Annotated in this window: 19 protein-coding genes; 7 read left to right on the top strand and 12 right to left on the bottom strand. The window is 56.1% G+C overall.

All coding sequences use genetic code 11. The features are described from left to right. The first annotated feature begins 83 nt into the window (after positions 1–83). A complete protein-coding gene (gene malG, locus ACB496_RS01220; RefSeq protein ID WP_100778072.1) occupies positions 84–974 on the top strand; it encodes a maltose ABC transporter permease MalG in 891 nt (296 codons plus the stop codon). Positions 975–1,195: 221 nt separating this feature from the next. Here the strand turns inward: malG and psiE are convergent, their stop codons facing one another. The 6 genes from psiE to pgi form a co-directional block, all read right to left on the bottom strand. After that, entirely contained in the window at positions 1,196–1,606 is a 411-nt protein-coding gene (gene psiE / locus ACB496_RS01215) for a phosphate-starvation-inducible protein PsiE (protein ID WP_095280319.1), read from the bottom strand. A gap of 172 nt (positions 1,607–1,778) precedes the next feature. After that, on the bottom strand, positions 1,779–3,875 hold the full coding sequence (locus ACB496_RS01210) for a YjbH domain-containing protein (protein ID WP_123429856.1): 2,097 nt from the start codon (positions 3,873–3,875) through the stop codon (positions 1,779–1,781). Continuing rightward, positions 3,875–4,612: a capsule biosynthesis GfcC D2 domain-containing protein gene (locus tag ACB496_RS01205; RefSeq protein WP_371974102.1), complete on the bottom strand. Its 738-nt coding sequence runs from the start codon at positions 4,610–4,612 to the stop codon at positions 3,875–3,877. Before ACB496_RS01205 ends, ACB496_RS01210 begins: the two co-directional genes overlap by 1 nt. Then, a complete protein-coding gene (locus ACB496_RS01200; protein ID WP_102105626.1) occupies positions 4,609–5,247 on the bottom strand; it encodes a YjbF family lipoprotein in 639 nt (212 codons plus the stop codon). Before ACB496_RS01200 ends, ACB496_RS01205 begins: the two co-directional genes overlap by 4 nt. Before the next feature lie 62 nt (positions 5,248–5,309). Next, positions 5,310–5,552 (bottom strand): exopolysaccharide production protein YjbE, encoded by a 243-nt coding sequence (gene yjbE, locus ACB496_RS01195; RefSeq protein WP_100778077.1) that lies wholly within the window; start codon positions 5,550–5,552, stop codon positions 5,310–5,312. Positions 5,553–5,917: 365 nt separating this feature from the next. Next, on the bottom strand, positions 5,918–7,567 hold the full coding sequence (gene pgi / locus ACB496_RS01190; protein WP_100778078.1) for a glucose-6-phosphate isomerase: 1,650 nt from the start codon (positions 7,565–7,567) through the stop codon (positions 5,918–5,920). Positions 7,568–7,939: 372 nt separating this feature from the next. Between pgi and lysC the strand changes: the two genes are divergently transcribed. The 3 genes from lysC (at position 7,940) to ACB496_RS01175 (ending at position 10,662) form a co-directional block, all read left to right on the top strand. Then, the gene (lysC, locus tag ACB496_RS01185; RefSeq protein WP_100778079.1) at positions 7,940–9,289 is read left to right on the top strand and encodes a lysine-sensitive aspartokinase 3; all 1,350 of its coding nucleotides are present in this window, start codon (positions 7,940–7,942) and stop codon (positions 9,287–9,289) included. Between the two features lie 92 nt (positions 9,290–9,381). Then, positions 9,382–10,326, top strand: a complete 945-nt coding sequence (gene panS, locus ACB496_RS01180) for a ketopantoate/pantoate/pantothenate transporter PanS (RefSeq protein WP_100778080.1) — start codon at positions 9,382–9,384, stop codon at positions 10,324–10,326. 63 nt (positions 10,327–10,389) lie between these two features. After that, positions 10,390–10,662, top strand: coding sequence for a DUF3811 domain-containing protein (locus ACB496_RS01175; protein WP_100778081.1), 273 nt, complete (start codon positions 10,390–10,392; stop codon positions 10,660–10,662). Position 10,663: 1 nt separating this feature from the next. Here the strand turns inward: ACB496_RS01175 and rluF are convergent, their stop codons facing one another. Then, positions 10,664–11,533, bottom strand: coding sequence for a 23S rRNA pseudouridine(2604) synthase RluF (rluF, locus tag ACB496_RS01170; RefSeq protein ID WP_100778082.1), 870 nt, complete (start codon positions 11,531–11,533; stop codon positions 10,664–10,666). 197 nt (positions 11,534–11,730) lie between these two features. Between rluF and ACB496_RS01165 the strand changes: the two genes are divergently transcribed. Next, the gene (locus ACB496_RS01165; RefSeq protein WP_371974099.1) at positions 11,731–11,871 is read left to right on the top strand and encodes a hypothetical protein; all 141 of its coding nucleotides are present in this window, start codon (positions 11,731–11,733) and stop codon (positions 11,869–11,871) included. A 3-nt stretch (positions 11,872–11,874) separates the two neighbouring features. Further along, positions 11,875–12,162 (top strand): addiction module antidote protein, encoded by a 288-nt coding sequence (locus ACB496_RS01160; RefSeq protein WP_371974097.1) that lies wholly within the window; start codon positions 11,875–11,877, stop codon positions 12,160–12,162. Here ACB496_RS01160 and ACB496_RS01155 read toward each other — a convergent pair. Together ACB496_RS01155 and metH are read right to left on the bottom strand one after the other, a co-directional pair. Next, positions 12,159–13,790, bottom strand: coding sequence for a Na/Pi cotransporter family protein (locus ACB496_RS01155; RefSeq protein WP_100778085.1), 1,632 nt, complete (start codon positions 13,788–13,790; stop codon positions 12,159–12,161). The two genes, ACB496_RS01160 and ACB496_RS01155, sit on opposite strands and share 4 nt — an antisense overlap. A 175-nt stretch (positions 13,791–13,965) precedes the next feature. Next, positions 13,966–17,649, bottom strand: coding sequence for a methionine synthase (metH, locus tag ACB496_RS01150; protein WP_371974095.1), 3,684 nt, complete (start codon positions 17,647–17,649; stop codon positions 13,966–13,968). Between the two features lie 194 nt (positions 17,650–17,843). Here metH and iclR point away from each other — a divergent pair, with 194 nt between their 5' ends. Continuing rightward, positions 17,844–18,668 carry a glyoxylate bypass operon transcriptional repressor IclR gene (iclR, locus tag ACB496_RS01145; RefSeq protein WP_123429852.1) on the top strand — a complete coding sequence of 275 codons (825 nt, stop codon included), beginning with the start codon at positions 17,844–17,846 and terminating at the stop codon, positions 18,666–18,668. A gap of 45 nt (positions 18,669–18,713) precedes the next feature. Here iclR and aceK read toward each other — a convergent pair whose 3' ends face one another. From aceK to aceB, 3 genes are all read right to left on the bottom strand, one after another. Continuing rightward, complete coding sequence (gene aceK / locus ACB496_RS01140) at positions 18,714–20,441, bottom strand: bifunctional isocitrate dehydrogenase kinase/phosphatase (protein ID WP_194514213.1); 1,728 nt, start codon at positions 20,439–20,441, stop codon at positions 18,714–18,716. 49 nt (positions 20,442–20,490) lie between these two features. Further along, a complete protein-coding gene (gene aceA, locus ACB496_RS01135; RefSeq protein WP_100780782.1) occupies positions 20,491–21,795 on the bottom strand; it encodes an isocitrate lyase in 1,305 nt (434 codons plus the stop codon). Between the two features lie 135 nt (positions 21,796–21,930). Beyond that, positions 21,931–23,532: a malate synthase A gene (gene aceB, locus ACB496_RS01130; RefSeq protein WP_371974092.1), complete on the bottom strand. Its 1,602-nt coding sequence runs from the start codon at positions 23,530–23,532 to the stop codon at positions 21,931–21,933. Positions 23,533–23,746 lie beyond the last annotated feature (214 nt).

Below are 23,746 nucleotides of genomic sequence, written 5' to 3'. Positions count from 1 at the left end.
AGTACGTGAGGATTCTGAGCACTGCCAGCGTTCAAAATGGCAAGCAAAATAGCCTGGAGCGGTGTTAAGGAGTAAAGAATATTATGGCTATGGTACAACCCAAATCTCAGAAGTTGCGCCTCCTGGCGACGCACTTAGGGCTACTGATTTTTATCGCAGCAATCATGTTCCCGCTGCTGATGGTTATCGCCATCTCCCTGCGTGAAGGGAACTTTGCCACCGGCAGCCTGATCCCGGATCAGATCTCCTGGGAGCACTGGAAGCTGGCTCTGGGCTTCAGCGTCGAACACGCCGATGGCCGCGTGACGCCGCCGCCGTTCCCGGTGCTGCTGTGGCTGTGGAACTCCATCAAAGTGGCCGGTATTACCGCCATCGGGATTGTAGCGCTCTCCACCACCTGCGCTTACGCCTTTGCCCGTATGCGTTTCCCGGGTAAAGCGACGCTGCTGAAAAGCATGCTGATTTTCCAGATGTTCCCGGCAGTGCTGTCACTGGTGGCGTTGTACGCGTTGTTTGACCGTCTCGGTCAGTACGTGCCCTTTATCGGTCTGAACACCCACGGCGGCGTGATTTTCGCCTACATGGGCGGTATCGCGCTACACGTCTGGACGATTAAGGGCTATTTCGAAACCATCGACGGATCGCTTGAAGAAGCGGCAGCGCTGGATGGGGCAACACCGTGGCAGGCTTTCCGCCTCGTGCTGCTGCCGCTGTCGGTGCCGATTCTGGCGGTGGTCTTTATTCTGTCGTTCATCGCGGCCATTACCGAAGTCCCGGTCGCGTCACTGCTGCTGCGTGATGTGAATAGCTACACGCTGGCCGTAGGTATGCAGCAATATCTCAACCCGCAAAACTACCTGTGGGGCGACTTTGCCGCAGCCGCTGTGCTCTCCGCCATCCCGATTACCGTGGTGTTCCTGCTGGCTCAGCGCTGGCTGGTCAATGGCCTCACGGCGGGCGGTGTGAAAGGTTAAGCTTCATTGTGTTATGCCACTGCAACCCTCAACTTTAGACGTATTGTATTGACCCAATACTCAAAATATTTTGCGGTGCTGGAAGGCGGCAAGTGAGTGAATCCCAGGAGCTTACTAAAGTAAGTGACTGGGGTGAGCGAACGCAGCCAACGCATCAGCAGCGTAAAATATGAAGAGTAAACTTGTGACTGTTGTTTGGCGGCCTTCAGGCCGCCATTTTTTTATTCGCGTTTCAGCCGCTTAGAGTTGCACAGCCAGAGGGTAATCACTAACAGCAGGATCGCCGCCGAGTAGATCAGCACATCAAGGGGGGATTTATGATCGACGATGATCAGCCGCACAATCGCGGTGATCCCGATATAGACAAAGTAACGCAGCGGGAAGTGAAAGCCAGACTGAAAGTACTTCACAATCAGGGCGATAAATTCGAAGTAGAGAAAGTAGACCACCAGTCCTTCAACCAGCTCATATTTGCTGGTTTGTTCAGGGGCGAACAGCACATCCGCCAGATGCACCGTCTCTTTGCCGAGAAAGACGACCAGTATCAGGCCAAGGCTCAACAGACCGAGGCTCAGCACGGTCTGGAGGACCATTGAGATAAACTCAACGCGCGGACGAGTCAGGGATGTCATACAGCACCTCATTCTCTGGAGCGAAGATCCTGTATAACTCAAAAATGTGACAGAGATCTATATTTTTTGTTTATGTTTGGAGCAAACCAGAGGAATCGCCCGGTGGCGCGACGCTTACCGGGCCGACAAAATCGTTGGCCGGAAACGCGCAGCGCCATCAGGCAAAACAGCATTAACGGAAGTTAACGGAACGGTCGCTGGTCATGTCGTACAGCTGGAACTTACGTCCAAGCTGCTGTCCACCGTCACGCGTCAGCGGCGTCCAGCCAATGGCTGCGCGGCTGCGGGTCGGGCCTGACGAGAAGAGATCCAGCGGGATGGAAACATATACCCCTTTGGTGAAGTCCCCTTCCCCGTACTCGTCCGGCGACACGTTAGTGATCGTCGCGTAACCGCCCACAACCACGCCGCTGTCGAAGCGCTTCGCAATCTCCAGCGTACCGCCCTTATCCCCCGCCAGATATTGCCCGACGCTGGCTTTCACCAGCACGTCCTGGGCAAACGACGGCGTCCAGTAGGCGGTCAAATGACCGGTTTTGACGCTGTAGTCGGTGAATTTCATCATGTCCTGCGCACTGCGCCAGTCACGCTGTTTCACGTAGTTGGCATCCAGGCCGAACGCCCAGTTGCTGTCTACCGGACGGTAGAGCACTTCTGCCCCCGCGCCGCCGTACATGGTTTCCAGATAACCGCCATACACCTGGCCGTAGAAGCCATTTCCGAGATACTGGAAATAGTTGGCCTGCAGGTTATTCACATACACATCGTTCTGCACATATTCACGCACGCGGGTACGCACGCGCGGCAGCTTCGAGTCGCTCGGCGGGTTGGTGTAGTTAAATTTGTCGTAGTTGTTGGCGATGTTGCCAAACACGCTGCCGGTGGTCAGCAGGTGATCCGTCATCCACAGATCCGCCGTGGCCATCACGCCCAGCTGATACATGTAGAAGTTTTCCGGGCCGCCGACGGACTGGTTGAGGATCGGGTCGATATGGAAATCGAAGCGCGATTTGTCGATATACCAGCCCTGCTCGGTGGTTTCTGGCACAACCGGTTCGATACGTTTTTGCACCAGCTCCGTTTCGTGGCCCAGCGGTTCGCCTTCGAGATGACGCTTCAGGCTGGCGACGTCCGTTTCCGTGGTCACCTGCGGCATGTTGAGTCGGTTTTCCGTCACGCGGATCGTGCGGATCCCATCCGGCAGATCGTTCATCACGATCCGGTTCGCCCGTTCGATCCCTTCGTGGGAGTCGCGATACTTCACCTGCTCGCCCGTGACATACAGCGTGTCACCTTTGGTCTGGATTTTCGGATCGGCCAGACCCGCGTTGTATTTCAGCAGAGTCAGCTGATTCGCCACCACCGAGTGCTGCATGATCGCATCCTGCGGCTGCGGTCGGTAGGCTGGGCGGGAATTATCGTTGTAGGACGGACGCATATCGTTAAAGTTGGTTCGCAGCGTGACACCAAACATGAAGGTGTTGCCGCGCTCGTAGCTGAGGTTAACGTCGGCCCAATCGGTAACACGGTAAATGGCGCCGACGTTAAACTTGCTCTTCTGCTCGATCTTGCCTGCAAAATCTTCCGTGTAATTGTTGCCTTCGTACTCCAGCTTCAGGCGCAGCGGCTGCCATGGCGTCTGATACTCCACGCCGCCAAACAGTGACGCCGGGCCGTGGAACATCTGATCGCCGTTGACCGAACCGGCTTTCTGATAGCTGTTGTCGCGATAGCAATATTTGTCGCTGTAGGAGCAGAACGGGTTTTTCACGTTGCCGCTGGTGCCTAGATATCCCCAGCCCATCCCGAGGGAGAAATCGAACGGTCCCCAGGCTTTGTTGGCGACGATGTACTCCGCATCAAACAGACCCGTACCGCCGATATCACGCGCGCCGACGGAGACCTGCGGCATCCAGTAGCTCTCTTCCCACAGGCGCAGTTTGACGTCGAAGGCTTTGTCTTTGTAGGTCTGATTACCTGAGAACGCCTCGACGCTGCTGTACTGTTTGGTACGCACATCGGTGTAACGCAGGGTGGTTTCCAGCCACGGGAAGAGCTGTACCGACGCGGAATAGTAGCGGTACTGATCGTTATCGCGGTAGTTAAGGCTGATTTCGCCCTCGCGCGCCATACGTGCCGTTGGCGTTTGCAGCAAGCCGACGCCGCCGAAATCTGACTGCGACGGCCCGACGGGCGCGGGAAAGGTTTCAGCGTGGCAGGCGGCGCTGACGCAAAGCGCCAGCATGCTGTAGAGATAAGTTCTTTTCATTAATCCGGTATCCGATGCGTCAGGGAGTGAAGGATGTCGGTGTTCAGTCCGTCATACGCCTTCGTCCAGAAGTGATCGGCAAAGCCGACAAAAATCACGCTGCCCGGCATCGGTTCGATATGGCGTTTGTTCCAGTACGCTACCGGGGCTTTTTGCGTGCGACCATCGGGATAAACCACCCACGCATAGCTGCGATCCGCGCCTTCCAGCAGGCTCTGGTCATCCAGGTAACTCGCGAGATCGCGCCCCGGCGTAAACGGCTTTTTCCCAGGAGCGCTGACCAGCCCCATCACCGTCACGATGGTCGGCTGCGGTGTGATCCACAGGGTGTATTCCCCTTCCAGGGTCGGATTGCCTTTCTCCGCCACGCGCACTTCGTCGGGATCGAGATTAATCAGCTGGCGCCCTGTTACGCTTATCGCCTGCAGCTGCTGGCGCACGGCGTTAATCGCGGCAGCCGTGTCGCCCGTTTCTTGCCCTGCCAGACCCGTCAGTCGGGCCAGCAGCGCCTTATGTTGTTGATCGGCAACCGTGCTGGCCTGACGCTCGCTGATCACCGCCCCCGGCCACCAGCTATTCGCCAGACGCGGCTGGCCGACCAGATCAATCAGATGTTCAGCGTTAGAAAGTGTTTTCGGCTCTTTACTGCCAGGGGTATAGACCTTGACGGTGCCCGCCGACCACGCCAGCGGAGCGGTCAGTGTCAGGAGCAGCGCAGCAGATGTGATGATTTTCATTGTTTCGCCGCCTTGATCAGGGTGGCTTTCACCGGGAAGAAATTCGCGCCAAGGTATTGCAGAGACTGGCGAATCTGCCCTTCGTCATCCACCCAGAAGCGGTTGTGCCAGCGAGCCTGGTCGGTCGTGACCTCTTCATCAAGGATACGCACCTGAGTTTGGTCGCTGCCCACGGTCACGGTGTCGGTGCCATCCCAGCGGAACAGGGATCGCGCCGTGGCGTAGCGCACCTGTTTGTGCTCCGTCCAGCCCATGGTGCGCGTCCAGCTTGCGCCATCGACGATCTGATTCGGTTTGATAAGCGGGTCTTCTGCGAGGTTGTTCACTTCAAGCAGGTTGTCGCCGCCGAGTAGGGTTTTCACCAGACGCCCATGTTGCGTCACGAGTGTGGCCTGGTCCTGCGTCACCCATTTCTGCTGCCCGTTTTCGGCGAAAGCGAGCACCACAAACAGCTGTGGCCCGTCGTTTAACTGCATGTACTGGCTGGCGTAGGGCATATTCTGGATATCGTCATCCGTCAGATGCACGCCCGGCGTGCCGAACAGGCTGTCCCACAGTGAGTTTCCCAGCCCTTTGGTGGTGGCTGAGCACGCCTGCAACAGCAGGCAAATCAGAATGATTGCAGGTCGCTTCACGACTCTTCTCCGAAGGGGTGAAATAACCACACCGAAGTGTGGTTATGGTAATACACCCGTTATTACTGAGTGCTTGTTGTCGTGGTGGTCGTGGTTCCGGTATTGGAGCCATCACCGCCACCGGTTGCCGCCAGAGCGACACCCACGGCCGAGCCTACGGTGCTGGTCGCGGTTGCGGTAGAACTCCCCGCAGACGCAGACGTTGCCGCCGAACCTGCTGCTTCCCCGACCTGAACCGGAGCCGCATAGGCAGACGTCGCCGCAAGCGCAGATATGGCAAAAATGCCATACAGTACTTTCTTCATAACAATTTCCCTTCAATGAATGAATGGAGATTTGCCCAAAAAGAAATTCAGGCGGATTCGAGTATACACAACTAAAGCAGAGGGATTGCCGAACGGGGAAATAGGGGGATGGTTTTAGGATAAATGGATGAAAGTAAATAGCATCGGCTATTTACTATTTATAAAACCATATTAAATCAACAAGTTATAATATACACGAAAATACAAAGGCTCCGTATATTCCTAAAATAACACCCAGTGATTAGCAGGGTAATCGACCTTTTCGGATTAAACTCAGAATAGAAATTTGCGCCAGGTAACGGACAACCGGAATTATCCGATAAAAAAATGCCGGCATTTCGCCGGCATTGATATGGGAATATTAATTATCCGCGCCAGGATTTATAGCGATTAATCAGACCATTCGTTGAACTGTCATGGCTGTTAATATCTTTGTCATCACCCAGCTCTGGCAGAATGCGGTTAGCCAGCTGTTTGCCCAGCTCAACGCCCCACTGATCGAAGGTGAAGATATTCAGGATCGCGCCCTGCGTGAAGATTTTGTGCTCATACAGCGCAATCAACGCACCCAGGCTGAACGGAGTGATTTCGCGCAGCAGAATGGAGTTGGTTGGGCGGTTGCCTTCGAAGACTTTGAACGGCACCACGTGGTCCAGCGTCGCCGGATCTTTACCCTGATCGCGATATTCCTGCTCAACCACGTCGCGCGCTTTACCAAAAGCCAGCGCTTCGGTCTGGGCGAAGAAGTTAGACAGCAGCTTCTGATGATGGTCGGACAGCGCGTTGTGGGTCACCGCTGGCGCGATGAAATCACATGGGACCATTTTGGTGCCCTGGTGAATCAGCTGGTAGAACGCATGCTGACCGTTAGTGCCCGGCTCACCCCAGATGATTGGGCCAGTCTGGTAATCCACGGCGTTGCCGTTACGGTCAACGTATTTGCCGTTGGATTCCATGTTGCCCTGCTGGAAGTACGCCGCGAAGCGGTGCATGTACTGGTCGTACGGCAGGATCGCTTCGGTTTCAGCGCCGAAGAAGTTGTTGTACCAGATGCCGATCAGCGCCAGCAATACCGGCAGGTTTTTCTCCGCCGGGGTGGTGGAGAAGTGCTTGTCCATCGCGTGCGCGCCGGAGAGCAGCTCAACAAAGTTGTCGTAGCCCACGGACAGGATGATCGACAGACCAATCGCTGACCACAGGGAGTAACGGCCGCCGACCCAGTCCCAGAATTCAAACATGTTCGCGGTATCGATGCCGAACTCGCCCACGGCTTTGCCGTTGGTAGAGAGCGCCGCGAAGTGTTTCGCCACATGTTTGTTATCGCCAGCCGTTGCCAGGAACCAGTCGCGCGCGCTGTGGGCGTTAGTCATGGTTTCTTGCGTGGTGAAGGTTTTAGACGCAACCAGGAACAGGGTGGTTTCTGGATTCACTTTTTTCAGCACTTCGGCGATGTGGGTGCCATCGACGTTAGAGACGAAGTGCATGTTCAGATGGTTTTTGTACGGGCGCAGCGCTTCGGTCACCATGAAGGGGCCGAGGTCAGAGCCGCCGATACCGATGTTGACCACGTCGGTGATCGCTTTGCCGGTGTAGCCTTTCCAGCTGCCGGAGATAATGGCTTCAGAGAAGGTTTTCATCTTCTCAAGCACGGCGTTCACTTCCGGCATCACATCTTTGCCGTCAACGATAATCGGAGTATTGCTACGGTTGCGCAGGGCAACATGCAGAACAGCACGGTCTTCGGTGCGGTTAATCTTCTCGCCGGAGAACATGGACTTGATCGCCCCTGCCAGATCGGTCTCTTTCGCCAGATCCTGCAGTTTTGCCAGCGTCTCTTCGGTGATGCGGTTTTTGGAGAAGTCCACCAGCATCAGATCGTCGAAGGTTGCGGAGAATTTGCTGAAACGGTCGCCGTCTTTCGCGAACAGGTCCGCGATGGTGACGTCTTTCATTTCGTCGAAGTGTTTTTGTAGTGCCTGCCAGGCAGTTGTCTGCGTTGGATTGATATTTTTCATTAGCAATACTCTTGTGATTTGAGAATTGTGACTGCGGTCGATTGTAGCGCCTGCGCGCGGAAATTGTGATGGTTTTTATGCCATTGCCCTGGTCTGCATCAAACGGGCGTGAAAAGTCCCAAAAGTATAGTCGCTATAGCCAGCCCTATCGCGGTGGAATGTCCTCCGGATCGCCGTAAAACGAGGGATAAAATAATGGCTTGTTATTAGTCCTGTTACTGAGGGGTACCCCCCCATGAAAAATCCGCATAATCCCAGCGTTGACAGGACTCTCCCCACATTTTATTTATAGGGCGGTATTTGCGCCTGCACCTGTCATCGTTTCGTTCTTGTGCCATGGTCGCTTTATTCTTTCCCTGACACGAGGATGTTATGACGAGTTTTGTTGTCGCCAAATTTGGCGGTACCAGTGTGGCCGATTACGACGCCATGAACCGCAGCGCCGACGTGGTGCTGGCCGATCCGACGACCCGCCTGGTGGTGCTTTCTGCATCGGCTGGCGTGACGAATCTGCTGGTGGCCCTGTCAGAAGGACTGGAAGCGACCGAGCGCTTTGTGAAGCTCGATGCGCTGCGCAAAATTCAGTTCGATATTCTCGAACGTATGAAGAACCCTCAGGTGATTCGCGAGGAAGTCGAACGCCTGCTCGAAAATATCACCACTCTGGCGGAAGCCGCCTCTCTGGCAACATCGACGGCGCTGACCGACGAACTGGTGAGCCACGGCGAGCTGATGTCCACCCTGCTGTTCGTTGAGATCCTGCGTGAGCGCGACGTGCTGGCGCAGTGGTTTGACGTGCGCAAAGTGATGCGTACCAGTGACCGCTTCGGTCGTGCCGAACCGGACGTCGCGACCCTTTCCGAGCTGTCTAAACAGCAGTTGGCACCGCGACTGGCCGAAGGAATTGTCATTACCCAGGGCTTTATCGGGAGCGAAGCCAAAGGCCGCACCACCACTCTGGGCCGTGGCGGCAGCGACTACACGGCTGCGCTGCTTGGTGAAGCGCTGTACGCCTCCCGCGTGGATATCTGGACCGACGTCCCAGGCATCTACACCACCGACCCGCGCGTGGTGCCTGCCGCAAAACGTATTGATGTTATCGCCTTTGAAGAGGCTGCCGAAATGGCGACCTTCGGCGCGAAAGTGCTGCACCCGGCCACCCTGCTGCCTGCAGTACGCAGCGATATTCCGGTGTTTGTCGGGTCGAGCAAAGATCCTAAAGCAGGCGGGACGCTGGTGTGTAAAAGCACTGAGAATCCACCGCTGTTCCGCGCCCTGGCGCTGCGCCGCAAGCAAACGCTGGTGACGTTGCATAGCCTGAATATGCTGCACTCTCGCGGTTTCCTGGCGGAAGTGTTTGGGATTCTTGCGCGCCACAATATCTCGGTGGATCTGATCACCACTTCCGAAGTGAGCATTGCGCTGACGCTGGACACCACCGGCTCGACGTCGACGGGCGATACTCTGCTGACGCAATCGCTGCTGATGGAGCTTTCCGCCCTGTGCCGCGTTGAAGTCGAAGAAGATCTGGCGCTGGTCGCGATTATCGGCAACCAGCTGTCACGCGCCTGCGGCGTGGGCAAAGAGGTCTTTGGCGTGCTGGATCCATTCAATATCCGCATGATTTGCTACGGCGCATCGAGCTATAACCTCTGCTTCCTGGTACCAGGTCATGAAGCCGAGCAGGTCGTGCAGAAACTTCATCATAATTTGTTTGAATAATATTCCTTAGCACGATAAACATTACCTATAGCCGGGCTCGAACCCGGCTTTTTTATAACTAAATAACACAACGTCATCGCAAGGAATTCACTATGTTATCCGCTATCACGCGGCTGTTCCCGTTATGGGCACTGCTGCTCTCTGTTCTCGCCTATTACACGCCATCGACTTTTACGCCTGTCGGCCCGTGGGTCACCACGCTGCTGATGCTGATCATGCTCGGCATGGGTGTGCATCTGAAAATCGACGACTTTAAGCGCGTGCTGTCGCGTCCGGCACCGGTCGCAGCGGGGATTTTCCTGCACTATCTGGTGATGCCGCTGGCCGCCTGGCTGCTGGCGCTGGCTTTCAAGATGCCGCCGGATTTGTCCGCCGGTATGGTGCTGGTGGGAAGCGTCGCCAGCGGTACGGCTTCGAATGTGATGATCTACCTGGCCAAAGGCGACGTGGCGCTGTCGGTGACCATCTCATCCGTCTCAACGCTGGTGGGCGTTATCGCCACACCGCTGCTGACGCGTCTGTACGTGGATGCGCATATTCAGGTGGATGTGATGGGGATGCTGCTCTCCATCCTGCAAATCGTGGTGATTCCGATTGCGCTCGGTCTTGTCATTCACCACCTGTTCCCACGCGTCGTCAAAGCCGTAGAACCTTACCTGCCTGCTTTTTCGATGGTCTGCATCCTGGCGATCATCAGCGCTGTGGTCGCAGGTTCTGCCTCGCATATCGCCTCGGTTGGTTTTGTGGTGATTATCGCGGTGATCCTGCATAACACCATTGGTCTGCTGGGCGGATACTGGGGCGGGAAACTGTTTGGCTTTGATGAATCGACCTGCCGCACGCTGGCGATTGAAGTGGGGATGCAGAACTCAGGCCTCGCGGCAGCGCTCGGTAAGATCTACTTCTCTCCGCTCGCGGCCCTGCCGGGCGCACTCTTCTCCGTGTGGCATAACCTGTCCGGCTCGCTGCTGGCGGGCTACTGGTCAGGAAAACCGATTGCAGAGCCAGCGAAAAAAGAAGTGGTGAAAGAAAACTAATTCACTTCGCGCAAACCCCGGCTTGCTTTACACTGAAGCCTCTACTCTCAAGAGGCTTCAGGTATGTCCACACCGAGATTGACCCAGAAAGACATGACGGAAAGCGAGCAGCGCGAGCTGAAAACCCTGCTCGATCGCGCACGGATTGCACATGGTCGTACTCTGACAAACGCTGAAACCAATCAGGTGAAAAAAGAGTACATCGACAAACTGATGGCCCAGCGTGAAGTCGAAGCAAAAAAAGCCCGCAAACTTAAAAAAGCGCAGGCTTATAAACCGGATACGGAATCCACGTTCTCGTGGTCTGCAAACACCTCACCCCGTGGAAGGCGCTAATTTAGCGCCCTTTCTTTTTACGGCCCGGCTGCACGAAACGCTTCCCGGCAGGTTTGTTGCGCTCTTTTTCTGCGGATTTTGGCGCACTGACGACAGGCCGTTTAATCCCCTGCGTTTTCGGTTTTGCTTTGGCTTTCGGCTTCGCCTCGGAAGACGAACCTTCTATCAGCTTAAACAGCTCAATCAGCTCATCGCCTGTCAGATCGCGCCATTCGCCCTGCGGAATTCCGGAGAGGCTAACGTTCATGATGCGCGTTCGCTCCAGTTTCGTGACCTCAAAACCAAAGTGCTCACACATACGACGGATTTGACGGTTTAGCCCCTGCACCAGGGTAATGCGGAAGGTGAACGGTGCCTCTTTTTTGACTTTGCACTTCTTCGTGACGGTGCCGAGAATCGGCACGCCCGCGCCCATACCGCGAATAAAGTCATCCGTAACCGGCTTGTTGACCGTGACCAGATACTCTTTCTCATGATCGTTACCGGCGCGCAGGATTTTGTTCACCAGATCGCCATGGTTGGTGAGAAAAATCAGCCCCTGCGAGTCTTTGTCCAGACGCCCAATCGGGAAGATACGGCTGCTGTGGTTGACGAAATCAACGATGTTATCCCGCTCGCCATCTTCCGTGGTGCTGACAATACCCACCGGTTTGTTCAACGCGATAAAGACCAGATCTTCTTCGTCTCTTGGTTCGATCAGCTGACCATTCACTTTTACCACGTCGCCAGGCACCACCTGATCGCCAATGGTGGCGCGTTTACCGTTCAGGAAAACGTTACCTTGCTCGATGTAACGATCAGCCTCGCGACGCGAGCAGATTCCGCTCTCGCTAATGTATTTGTTTAATCGGGTTGATTGGGTGGGCAGCATAATTTCTCCTTAATGGGCGAAATATACCTTAGGTTTGGGCTGGTAAAAAGATTAGCCGGTAAAAACTGACTTTCACTTTTCCGCCTTGCGAGGCGGCTTCAGGATCTGCGTTTCGCCCATTTATCGGATGACGATTTTCTTCTAATTTCACGCCATGAGTTCATTCGGGATGTAGTTTAAAAAATACATGGAGTAGTATGAAGGAAATCGTTCAGACACCCTCTTTCCGCTGCTGGGAGCAAAACCTAAAAGATAAAAGGCTCAAGACGCTCATTGCCGCACGCCTTTTTCGTTTAGCCAACGGTTTGCCAGATCGCTTGAACCCAATGAGTTTATAAGCCATGAATAAATTTACGCTGTACGATCCCGCCAGTGCGCTTGTCAATGATGATGAAATCGCTGTGTTTATGGCTGATGCATTTGAAACCGGAGACGCCGCTTATATAGCAAAAGCGTTGGGCGTCATTGCCCGGGCAAAGGGGATGAGCCAAATAGCCGCTCAGACGGGTTTATCTCGTGAACAACTCTATCGTTCATTCAGCGAGAAAGGTAACCCAACGCTCAAAACCACGTTAACGGTCATGCAAGCGCTGGGTCTCTCTTTAACGATTAAAAGTGCGCACGATTAATACTCATCCCTTTCATCATCTTCATCCGGCTGTTCCATGACGCTGTAGGCCACCGAGCAGAACAGGGAGTTGAGACGTTTCATGTCGCCGAGCAGCCCCAGGTGCAGGGAGCTGGTTTCGATACTTTGCACGTTTTGCTGATGCAGACGGTCAACGTGCGCGTGGGAGTATCGGCGGTTGAGGATACGGAAGCGATGCTTGTTGCGGCGCAAGCGGCGGGCACTGGGCACGTCGCCCGAGAAGAAGACCGACATGGCCAGCTGCAGGTTACTGAGTAATTGATCGTGCAGCGCATCCAGTTCAGCAACCCCTTCCAGCGAAAACGCCCGACGGGCGGCCAGCGATTTGTCGGCGATTTCACTGCCCATACGCTCGACAATATCGGATGCCTGCTCAAGGTTGAGGGACATCTCGATGATCTCGGCCCAGCGGCGGGATTCCTCTTCCGCCAGCTCGTCTTGCGGCATACGCGCGAGATAGAGTTTGATCGCGGTGTAGAGCACGTTGATATCATCGGCCAGTTTGCGCAGCTCTTTCTCCTCGCGAGGCTCGCCGTGCATTACTTTCTTCAGTCCATCCAGCATGGTTTCCATCGCGTCGCCCATACGCAGAGTTTCGCGGGCGGCATTGGCCAGCGCCAGCGCCGGGGTATCCAGCGCTGAGGTGTCGAGGTGCTTCGGCTTCAGGCGGGCATCCAGCTCAGGCTCATCGCGGATCATGCGTTTGCAGAACCGCGCCATTGGCCCGGCGAACGGCACCATCGCAAGACAGCGCACCAGGTTGTAGAAGACGTGGAAGTAGATCACCAGCTCAGCTTTCGGCAGCGGCAGGTTATCCATCAGATTCGCCAGCGGGTGAACAAACGGCAGGATTATCAGGCTGCCCACCAGCTTAAAGAGCAAACTCCCCAGCGCCACGCGACGGGCCGCAGCATTTGCGCCGCTATTGTTGAGCATCGCCAGCAGCCCCGACCCGAGGTTCGCGCCGATCACCAGGCACAGCGCCACCGGGAAGGAGATCGCCCCTGCGGTGGTCAGGGTGGCAGTCAACAGCACGGCCGCCAGACTGGAGTAACTGATGATGGCAAACACCGCGCCGATCAGCGCGTCGAGCATGATGTCGCCCGTCAGCGAGGCGAAAATCACCTGCACACCGTTGGCCTGGGTGATCGGCGTAACCGCCTGCACGATCAGCTCCAGCGCCAGCAGAATCAGCCCGAGACCAATCCCTACGCGCCCGAGCTGTCCTTCGCGGGTCTGTTTGCGGCCAAGGAAGAAGATGACGCCGATGAAAATCAGCAGCGGTGACAGCCAGGAGAGATCGAAGGTCAAGATACGCGCCATCAGCGCGGTCCCGACGTCGGCACCCAGTACAATCACCAGCGCCGGCGTCAGCGCCACCAAATCTTGCGCCACAAACGATGTGACGAGCATGGTGGTGGCGTTACTGCTTTGCACGAGGGCGGTGACGCCGATCCCCGCGCAGAAGGCGAGCGGCTTCTTCTCAACGCTGCGGCTGAGGACGGTGCGTAAGCGCGCGCCAAAGACGCGCATCACGCCGGTACGAACAATGTGCGTGCCCCAGACCAGCAGGGCGACGGCCGATAGCAGGTGTAACAACGTCAGCACGGAAGTGGGTTCTCCTTATTGTTATCGATTCCTGAAGCCCATGCCTGAAACGCCGGATAGCGCGTAGCTTATCCGGCCTACGATGAGGCTGAGCTTGCTTAAGTATAAGGGTTTAAACGCAATAAAGAGACAGGGCGCCCGATGAGCGCCCTGTTAGTTGTAAGGAAAAGTGACGTTAATCAGCGTCGTAGCCCAGATTCGGGGCCAGCCAGCGTTCTACTTCTGAGACACTCATCCCTTTACGCAGGGCATAGTCTTCCACCTGATCGCGCTGGATTTGCGCCACCGCGTAGTATTTGCTGTCAGGGTGGCTGAAATACCAGCCCGAAACGGACGCGCCCGGCCACATAGCGTAGGATTCGGTAAGCTTCATGCCCGTATGGGTTTCCACATCCAGCAACTGCCAGATGGTGCCCTTTTCCGTGTGCTCCGGACAGGCCGGATAGCCTGGCGCCGGGCGAATCCCCTGGTAGTTCTCGCGAATCAGCTCCTCGTTGCTGAGGTTTTCATTTGCCGCGTAGCCCCAATGGACTTTACGCACCCGCTCATGCAGGTATTCAGCGAAGGCTTCTGCCAGGCGGTCAGCAATCGCTTTCACCATGATTTTGTTGTAGTCATCGTGCTGCGCTTCGTAAGCCTCGGCGAGTGCATCCTCTTCCAGCCCGCCGGTAACGGCGAACGCGCCGATGTAGTCCGCTTTGCCGCTGAGTTTTGGTGCAACGAAATCGGCCAGGCAGTAGTTGGCAAACCCGACTTTCTCGGTTTGCTGGCGCAGATGACGGCTCACCGCCAGCACGTTAGTGCGGGTTTCATCGCGATAAATTTCGATGTCATCCCCGACGCGGTTCGCCGGGAACAGCCCCACGACGCCGCGCGGATTGAGGCTCTTTTCAGCGCTGAGCTGGTCGAGCAGATCGTTGGCGTCTTTAAACAGGCGCTGCGCCTCTTCACCGACCACCTCATCTTCAAGAATGCGCGGGTATTTTCCCGCCAGCGACCAGGTCATGAAGAACGGCGTCCAGTCGATGTAATTACGCAGGGTTTCGATGTTCGCCGTGACCGCCTGCACGCCCAGGCGATGCGCCACCGGCGGCGTGTAACTTGCCCAGTCGAAAGCCAGATCGTTTTCCCGCGCGGCGGCCAGTGTCACTGGCGGAGTGCGCGGTTTTTTGCGGCCATGCTGGATACGAACGGTGTCGTACTCTTTGCGGGTTTTCGCGACAAAATCATCACGCTGAGTCGCAGAGAGCAAGGCCGACACCACCCCCACGGTGCGTGAGGCGTTCTGTACGTAGACCGTCGGCCCGCTGTAGTTCTGCTCGATTTTCACCGCAGTGTGCGCTTTTGAAGTCGTCGCACCGCCAATCAGCAGCGGAATGGTAAAGCCCTGGCGCTCCATCTCCTTCGCCACGTTGACCATTTCGTCCAGCGACGGCGTGATTAGCCCGGAAAGGCCGATCAAATCCGCATTCACTTCGCGCGCGGTTTTGAGAATTTTGTCTGCCGGAACCATCACGCCGAGGTCGATGATTTCGTAGTTATTGCACTGCAGCACCACGCCGACGATATTTTTGCCGATATCGTGGACGTCGCCTTTGACGGTGGCGATCACCATCTTGCCGTTGGTCTGCCCTTTTTCTTTGCTGGCCTCAATGTAGGGTTCGAGATAGGCCACCGCCTGTTTCATGACGCGCGCGGATTTGACCACCTGCGGCAGGAACATTTTGCCCTCGCCAAACAGGTCGCCGACCACGTTCATCCCGTCCATCAGCGGCCCTTCGATCACCTCAATCGGGCGAGCGGAGAGCTGGCGGGCCTCTTCGGTATCCAGCTCGATAAATTCGGTAATGCCTTTGACCAGCGAGTATTCCAGACGCTTTTTCACGTCCCACGAGCGCCACTCGGCCTGCTGAACCTGGGCGCTTTCGTCGCTTTTACTGCCGCGATATTTCTCCGCCAGCTCCAGCATCCGTTCAGTGGAGTCGTCGCGGCGGTTGAGGATCACGTCTTCCACGGCGTCGCGCAGCTCGGCGGGCAGGTCGTCATAAATCGCCAGCTGTCCGGCGTTGACGATCCCCATGTCCATGCCATTACGGATGGCGTAGTAGAGGAACACGGCGTGAATGGCTTCACGAACCGGATCGTTACCGCGGAACGAGAATGAAACGTTGGAGACGCCGCCGGAGATCAGCGCGTGCGGCAGCTCGCGTTTGATATCCTCGCAGGCGCCGATAAAGTCCTGCGCGTAGTTGTTGTGCTCTTCGATACCCGTCGCGACGGCAAAGATATTGGGGTCGAAAATGATGTCTTCTGGCGGGAAACCGACCTCTTCCGTCAGGATTTTGTACGCGCGGCGGCAAATCTCAATCTTGCGTTCGCGGGTATCGGCCTGGCCGACTTCGTCAAACGCCATCACCACCACGGCCGCGCCATAGCGGCGCACCCGTTTTGCGTGATGAATAAATAGCTCTACCCCCTCTTTCATCGAGATAGAGTTGACGATGCCTTTGCCCTGAATGCACTTCAGCCCTTTTTCGATGACGTCCCACTTTGAGGAGTCAATCATGATCGGCACGCGGGCGATGTCCGGCTCACCGGCAATCAGATTCAGGAAACGCACCATCGCCGCTTCGGCGTCGAGCATCCCTTCGTCCATGTTGATATCGATGATCTGCGCACCGCTTTCCACCTGCTGGCGGGCAACGTCCAGCGCTTCGCTGTATTTTTCTTCTTTGATTAATCGCTTGAACTTAGCGGAACCGGTGACGTTAGTACGTTCACCGACGTTCACAAACAGGCTGTCATCGGCGATGGTCAGCGGCTCAAGGCCCGCCAGACGACAAGCCACCGGCAGCGTCGGCAACGGGCGCGGCGGCAAGCCTGCGACGGCATTGCTCATGGCAGCGATATGTTCCGGCGTGGTGCCGCAGCAGCCGCCGACGATGTTCAGGAAACCTGACTCTGCCCACTCCCGAATTTGCGCGGCCATCGTCGTTGCATCGAGATCGTATTCGCCAAAGGCATTTGGCAAGCCGGCGTTCGGGTGCGCCGTGACGTAGCACTCGGCGATGCGGGAGAGTTCCTGCACGTACTGGCGCAGTTCATCCGGGCCGAGGGCACAGTTGAGGCCAAATGTGAGGGCATCCGCGTGGCGCAGGGAGTTGTAAAACGCTTCCGTCGTCTGACCGGAAAGGGTGCGCCCGGAGGCATCCGTAATGGTGCCCGAGACCATAATCGGCAGATCGACGCCCAGCGCTTCCATCTCTTCCTTCACCGCAAAGATCGCAGCTTTCGCGTTGAGGGTGTCGAACACCGTTTCGATCATGATCAGATCGCAGCCCCCTTCCACCAGCGCCTTGGTGGATTCACGATAGGCCTCGACCAGCTGATCAAAAGTCACGTTACGGAAGGCCGGATCGTTCACGTCCGGTGAAATAGAGGCGGTACGGTTGGTGGGGCCAAGCACCCCGGCGACGTAGCGCGGTTTGTCCGGCGTGCGGGCCGTCCATGCATCAGCGCAGGCGCGCGCCAGCCTGGCGGCCTCAAAATTGATTTCTGCCGACAGGGATTCCATCTGGTAATCCGCCATGGCAATGGTTGTCGAGTTGAAGGTATTGGTTTCGACGATGTCCGCGCCCGCCTCAAAATAGGCGTTATGGATGGCCGCGATGACATCCGGTTTACTCAGCACCAGCAGGTCATTATTGCCTTTCAGGTCGCAAGGCCAGTCGGCGAAACGCTCGCCGCGAAAATCGTCTTCACTCAGACGATAGCTCTGGATCATGGTGCCCATGCCGCCGTCCAGCACCAGAATTCGTTCATTTAACTGCGCACGCAGTTGATCTACTTTGCTGCTCACACTCGCTCCCGACAACGCTCAACAAGGCCAAAAGGCCAGCAGTCCATACTGGCATAATCTCGCAGGGTGGAGAAGTCACGCAGCGTTAACATGAGACATGTTCACTATCACTCCTCCGATCAGTCAGGATAACGGTTGCAAATTCACCAAATAAAACGAAAATGATTTCCACGATACAGAAAAAGGATTCCGTCATGGTCGCTACCGTTCCCGCAAAACGCGGCAGAAAACCTGCTGCCACCACCGCGCCGCCAGGCGGACAAGTTCAGTCGCTCACACGCGGATTAAAGCTGCTGGAATGGATCGCGGAATCCCACAGCAGCGTTGCTCTGACCGAGCTGGCGCAGCAGGCAGGCCTGCCGAACTCCACCACGCACCGTCTGTTAAGCACCATGCAGCAGTTGGGCTTTGTCCGTCAGGTGGGTGAACTGGGCCACTGGTCCGTCGGTGCCCATGCGTTTATCGTCGGCAGCAGCTTTTTGCAGAGCCGTAATCTGCTGGCGATTGTGCATCCGATCCTGCGCAAACTGATGGAAGACTCTGGCGAGACGGTCAACCTGGCGGTGCTCGATCAGAGCGACCATCAGGCGATTATCATTGACCAGGTGCAGTGTACGCAGCTGATGCGTATGTCCGCACCCATTGGCGGTAAGCTGCCGATGCATGCGTCGGGGGCGGGAAAAGCGTTTCTGTCGCAGCTCAGCGAGGAGCAAGTCACTGGCCTGCTGCACCGCAAAGGGCTGCATGCCTATACGCATGCCACGCTGGTTTCCCCGCTGCATCTGAAAGATGATTTGGCCCAGACGCGCAAGCGCGGCTATTCGTTCGATGATGAAGAACATGCGCTGGGTCTGCGCTGTATCGCGGCGTGTATTTTTGATGAGCACCGCGAACCCTTCGCCGCGATCTCCATTTCTGGGCCGATCTCACGCGTGACCGATGACCGCGTCACCGAGCTGGGCGCGCTGGTCATCAAAGCGGCGAAGGAAGTGACGCTGGCGTATGGTGGGATTCGCTAACCTTGAATGCGGCCTGATCCCCTCTCTCTCAAGAGAGGGGAAACACTACATTGACCACCGCACGCTAAAACGCTGCCGCCTGCGGTAGGCGTATACATCTTCAACGTAACCGTTTTTGATGCGCGTTTGCAGACCGCGCCAGTAGTCGGCGTGGAACAGATCTTCGTGCATCTCTGCAAATAACGGCCCGATGCGCGGGTCGGCGCAGAGCCAGTGGCGAAACTCCTCCGGGAAGACATCGCCCGGCGAGACGCTGTACCACGGCTCGCTGGCCAGCTCATCTTCCGGATAGCGCGCGGCCGGAATATCGCGGAAATTCACCTCGGTCATATAGCAAATTTCATCGTAATCGTAGAACACCACCCGCCCGTGGCGCGTCACGCCAAAGTTTTTAAACAGCATATCGCCGGGAAAAATATTGGCCGCTGCCAGCTGGCGGATCGCGTTGCCGTACTCTTCAATCGCATCACGCAGCGCCTGGCCGTCCACCTGCTCCAGCCAGATATTAAGCGGAACCATTCGGCGTTCGATGTAAAGATGGCTGATGGCAATCTTATCGCCCAGATCGGTGATTTTGCCCGGCGCTTCCTGCATTAGCAGGGTCATTAGCGCTGGCGCGATCTGCCGTTTATCCAGCACAAAGTTTTCGAACTCCTGGGTGTCGGCCATGCGCCCCACGCGGTCGTGCTCTTTGACCAGCTGATAGCAGGCGCGGACGTGCGCCGCCGTCATCTCTTTCTGCGGCGCGAATTTATCTTTGATGACCTTAAACACACGATCAAAACCCGGCAGCGTGAAGACCAGCATCACCATCCCGCGGATTCCGGGCGCTTCGATGAACTGCTCGTCGCTACTGCTGATGTAGTGCAGGTATTCGCGATAGCTCTCAGTTTTCGCGTGTTTTTGACAGCCAATCGCCATATACAGCTCAGCGGTGGTTTTGACCGGCAGCAGCTCGCGCAACCACTCCACCAACGCGGCGGGGTGTGGCGCATAAACCATGAAATAGGAGCGGGCGAAGCCGAAGACAATGCTCGCCTCGGCGCTGGTTGTCAGACAGGCGTCGACAAAAAGCTCGCCATCATCCGTACGATGGATCGGCAACAGAAAGGGAATGGTGGCCGTGGGGGTGAGCAACTTCCCGACCAGCCAGGCGGCTTTATTGCGGAAAAACAGTTCGTTAGCCACCTGTAAATGGCTGCGTTGTAAAACGTCGGTGCCGAAAGCGTCCGTCAGATGCGCGACGATATAGCCCACGTCGCGCGTTTTGTTTTGCCATGGCAAACGCAGCGGTAAATCCGAGAGCATTTTGCTCAACAGACTTTCCCAGCCGTGTTCGGGGAAGAAATCCTTCGCCAGCGGGCGCGGGATGGTGCGAAAGCGACGCTCAGGCTGAGAGCTGAAAATAAATAACCGCTCAGGAGATAACGAGCGGTGGTCAAATAACCGACAATAGACGGAGTTGAAAAAGCTCTCCGCAATCTCGAAGCGCGGGTAATCCGGCAACAGATGGGTGTAGTGCTCTTTTACGCGGAGCAAAAAATCGGCGTCGGGGCTTTTGCCATCGGTGATGCAGCGCAACTGCTCGACCACCAGACCCACGTGATGATCGTAAAGATGGATACGCTGTTTCATCGCCTGCTGTACGGCGTGCCAGTCGGCGTGTTCGAAGCGCTGCTGCGCGCCTGAAGTCACTTCCAGAAAACGGCCATACTGCGCGTCGAAGCCCTGCAGGATGGTTTGTGCAATCAGTAACTCCAGGCCACGCGACATAGGCTCCCCTCATCCCGGCCCTCTCCCCAACGGGGAGAGGGGGAAAACATCAGAACTGTGATTCTTCAGTCGAACCGGTCAACGCCGTAACCGATGAGGCGCCGCCCTGAATGATCGTCGTGACGTTGTCGAAATAGCCTGTGCCCACTTCCTGCTGGTGAGAAGCAAAGGTGTAGCCCTCTTTGCTGGCCGCAAACTCTGGCTGCTGCACTTTTTCCACGTAGTGCTTCATGCCCTCACCCTGCGCGTAGGCGTGGGCCAGATCGAACATGTTGAACCACATGCTGTGGATACCCGCGAGGGTGATGAACTGGTATTTGTAGCCCATCTCAGAGAGCTGCTGCTGGAAGCTGGCAATGGTTTTATCATCCAGATTCTTCTGCCAGTTGAATGACGGCGAGCAGTTGTACGCCAGCAGTTTGCCTGGATATTTAGCATGGATCGCATCGGCAAAGCGTTTTGCCAGCGCCAGGTCCGGCGTGGAGGTTTCGCACCACACCAGGTCGGCATACGGGGCGTAGGCCAGACCGCGGCTGATAGCCTGCTCGATACCTGCATGCGTACGGTAGAACCCTTCACTGGTGCGCTCACCGGTAATGAATTCGCTGTCGTAAGGGTCGCAGTCAGAGGTAATCAGATCCGCCGCATCCGCATCGGTACGGGCGATAACCAGGGTCGGCACGCCCAGAACATCCGCCGCCAGACGCGCGGCGACCAGTTTCTGGATCGCTTCTTGCGTCGGCACCAGCACTTTGCCGCCCATATGACCGCACTTCTTCACGGACGCCAGCTGATCTTCAAAGTGAACCGCCGCTGCACCGGCTTCAATCATTGATTTCATCAGCTCAAACGCATTCAGTACACCCCCAAAACCTGCTTCGGCATCCGCCACGATAGGCAGGAAGTAATCCACGAAGCGCGGATCGTTTGGCTCAATGCCGGACGCCCACTGGATCTGATCCGCACGACGGAAGGTGTTGTTGATCCGATCGACCACCGAGGGTACGGAGTTGGCCGGATAGAGCGACTGATCCGGATACATACTGGAGGCCAGGTTAGCGTCAGCCGCCACCTGCCAGCCGGAGAGATAGACCGCTTCAATCCCCGCTTTCGCCTGCTGCAACGCCTGGCCACCGGTCAACGCACCGAGGCTGTTGATATACCCTTTTTTCGATTCGCCGTGCAGCAGACGCCACATTTTCGCGGCACCGAGCTGCGCCAGCGTGCATTCCGGGTTGACCGAACCGCGCAGTTTCACCACTTCCTCTGCGCTGTACGGGCGGTTGATGCCTTCCCAGCGCGGTTGAGTCCACTCTTTTTGTAATTCTTCGATTTGTTGGGTACGGGTTTTCATGTGCAGATGCTCCATATTATCGTCCTGGCTTCCCAGGCGTTATTGGTGAAGGCAGTTTGGTCACGGCCAGCGCTAGAACCAAAGGGATTCTGAGCACTGCCTGGGCCAAAATGGCGAACAAAATAGCCTGGGTAGTTAGGCCAGCAGGCGATAGCCGGGCAAAGTAAGGAAGTCGATTAATTCTTCAGACGTCGTGATTTGCTCCATCAGACGCGCGGCATCGTCAAAACGGCCACTGCTGAAGCGGTGTTCGCCCAGCTCGTCCTGAATCACCCGCATCTCCTCGGCAAGCATCTGGCGGAACAGGGATTTAGTGACCGGTTTGCCGTTATTGAGCGTTTTCTGGTGGTGGATCCACTGCCAGATGGAGGTACGGGAGATCTCCGCCGTGGCGGCATCTTCCATCAGGCCGTAAATCGGGACGCAGCCATTGCCCGAGATCCATGCTTCGATGTACTGGACCGCAACGCGAATATTGGCGCGCATGCCTGCTTCAGTTCGCTCGCCCTCGCACGGCATCAGCAGCTCTTCAGCTGAGACAGGTGCGTCGTCTTCGCGGGTAACGAAAAGCTGATTTTTGTTCTCACCCAGCACGCTGTTGAAAACCTCCATCGCCGTGTCCGCCAGGCCCGGGTGGGCAACCCAGGTGCCATCGTGGCCGTTGCGGGCTTCAAGCTCTTTATCCGCCTTCACTTTGGTCAGCACCTGATTATTGCGCTCGGCATCTTTGCTCGGAATAAAGGCCGCCATCCCCCCCATCGCGAACGCGCCGCGTTTATGGCAGGTCTTGATCAGCAGGCGTGAGTAGGCACTCAGGAAAGGCTTGTCCATAGTGACCGCCTGGCGATCGGGCAGCACGCGGTCTGGATGATTTTTCAGGGTTTTGATGTAGCTGAAGATGTAATCCCAGCGTCCACAATTCAGGCCGACGATGTGGTCGCGCAGAGCGTGCAGGATTTCATCCATCTGGAACACTGCCGGCAGCGTTTCGATCAGCAGGGTGGCTTTGATGGTGCCGCGCGGCAGATTGAAGCGATCTTCCGCGTAGCTGAATACCTCGCTCCACCAGGCCGCTTCCTGCCATGACTGCGTTTTTGGCAGGTAGAAATAAGGGCCACTCCCTTTTACCAGCAGGCTTTTATGGTTGTGGAAGAAGTAGAGCGCAAAATCAAACAGGCTGCCGGGAATGGCTTCGTTGCGCCATGTAACGTGTTTTTCAGGAAGATGCAGGCCGCGCACACGGCAAATCAGGACGGCCGGATTGGGTTTCAGCTGATATATTTTTCCGGCTTCATTGGTATAGCTGATAGTGCCATTGACCGCATCGCGCAGGTTGATTTGCCCCTCGATCACTTTACGCCAGTCTGGCGCCAATGAATCTTCGAAGTCTGCCATGAACACTCTTACATTGGCATTCATAGCATTAATCACCATTTTACGCTCAACCGGGCCGGTGATTTCGACGCGACGATCCTGTAAATCCTGCGGAATACCACGGATTTTCCAGGCTGAGTTACGAATGGAAGCAGTTTCCGAAATGAAGTCTGGAAGCTTACCGTTATCGATGTCCTGCTGTTGCTGAATACGAGCCGCCAGCAGTTTATTGCGCTTCGGTGCAAAGCGCGTCACCAGCTCAGCCAGAAACTCGACGGCATCTGGTGTCAGAACCTGCTGTTCCAGCTCACCATTGGGTTGGTTAAACGTCAGTTCATCGGTGGTCGTTGCCTGTTGATTCATTTCGCTGCTCCTCATCAAAGATCCAAAAAAGCGTCCCCCACTGCGAGCGAAAGATCGTTGTGTGGTTTTCGCTCAGCAGATTTAAGACTATCCATTATTTTTCTAAAATCAAAAACAATTTCCATTTTAATTAAATATTGTTCTTATCTTATTGATTAGGAAGAGATTAAAAATTATTTAATGGATGAGGGGTGTTTCGGAAATAAAAAAGGCA

This window comes from Lelliottia nimipressuralis (assembly GCF_041464075.1).
Classification (GTDB): Bacteria; Pseudomonadota; Gammaproteobacteria; order Enterobacterales; family Enterobacteriaceae; genus Enterobacter; species Enterobacter nimipressuralis.
The sequence above is the reverse complement of the archived record's forward strand: the minus strand, read 5'-3'. Positions and strand labels throughout refer to the sequence as shown.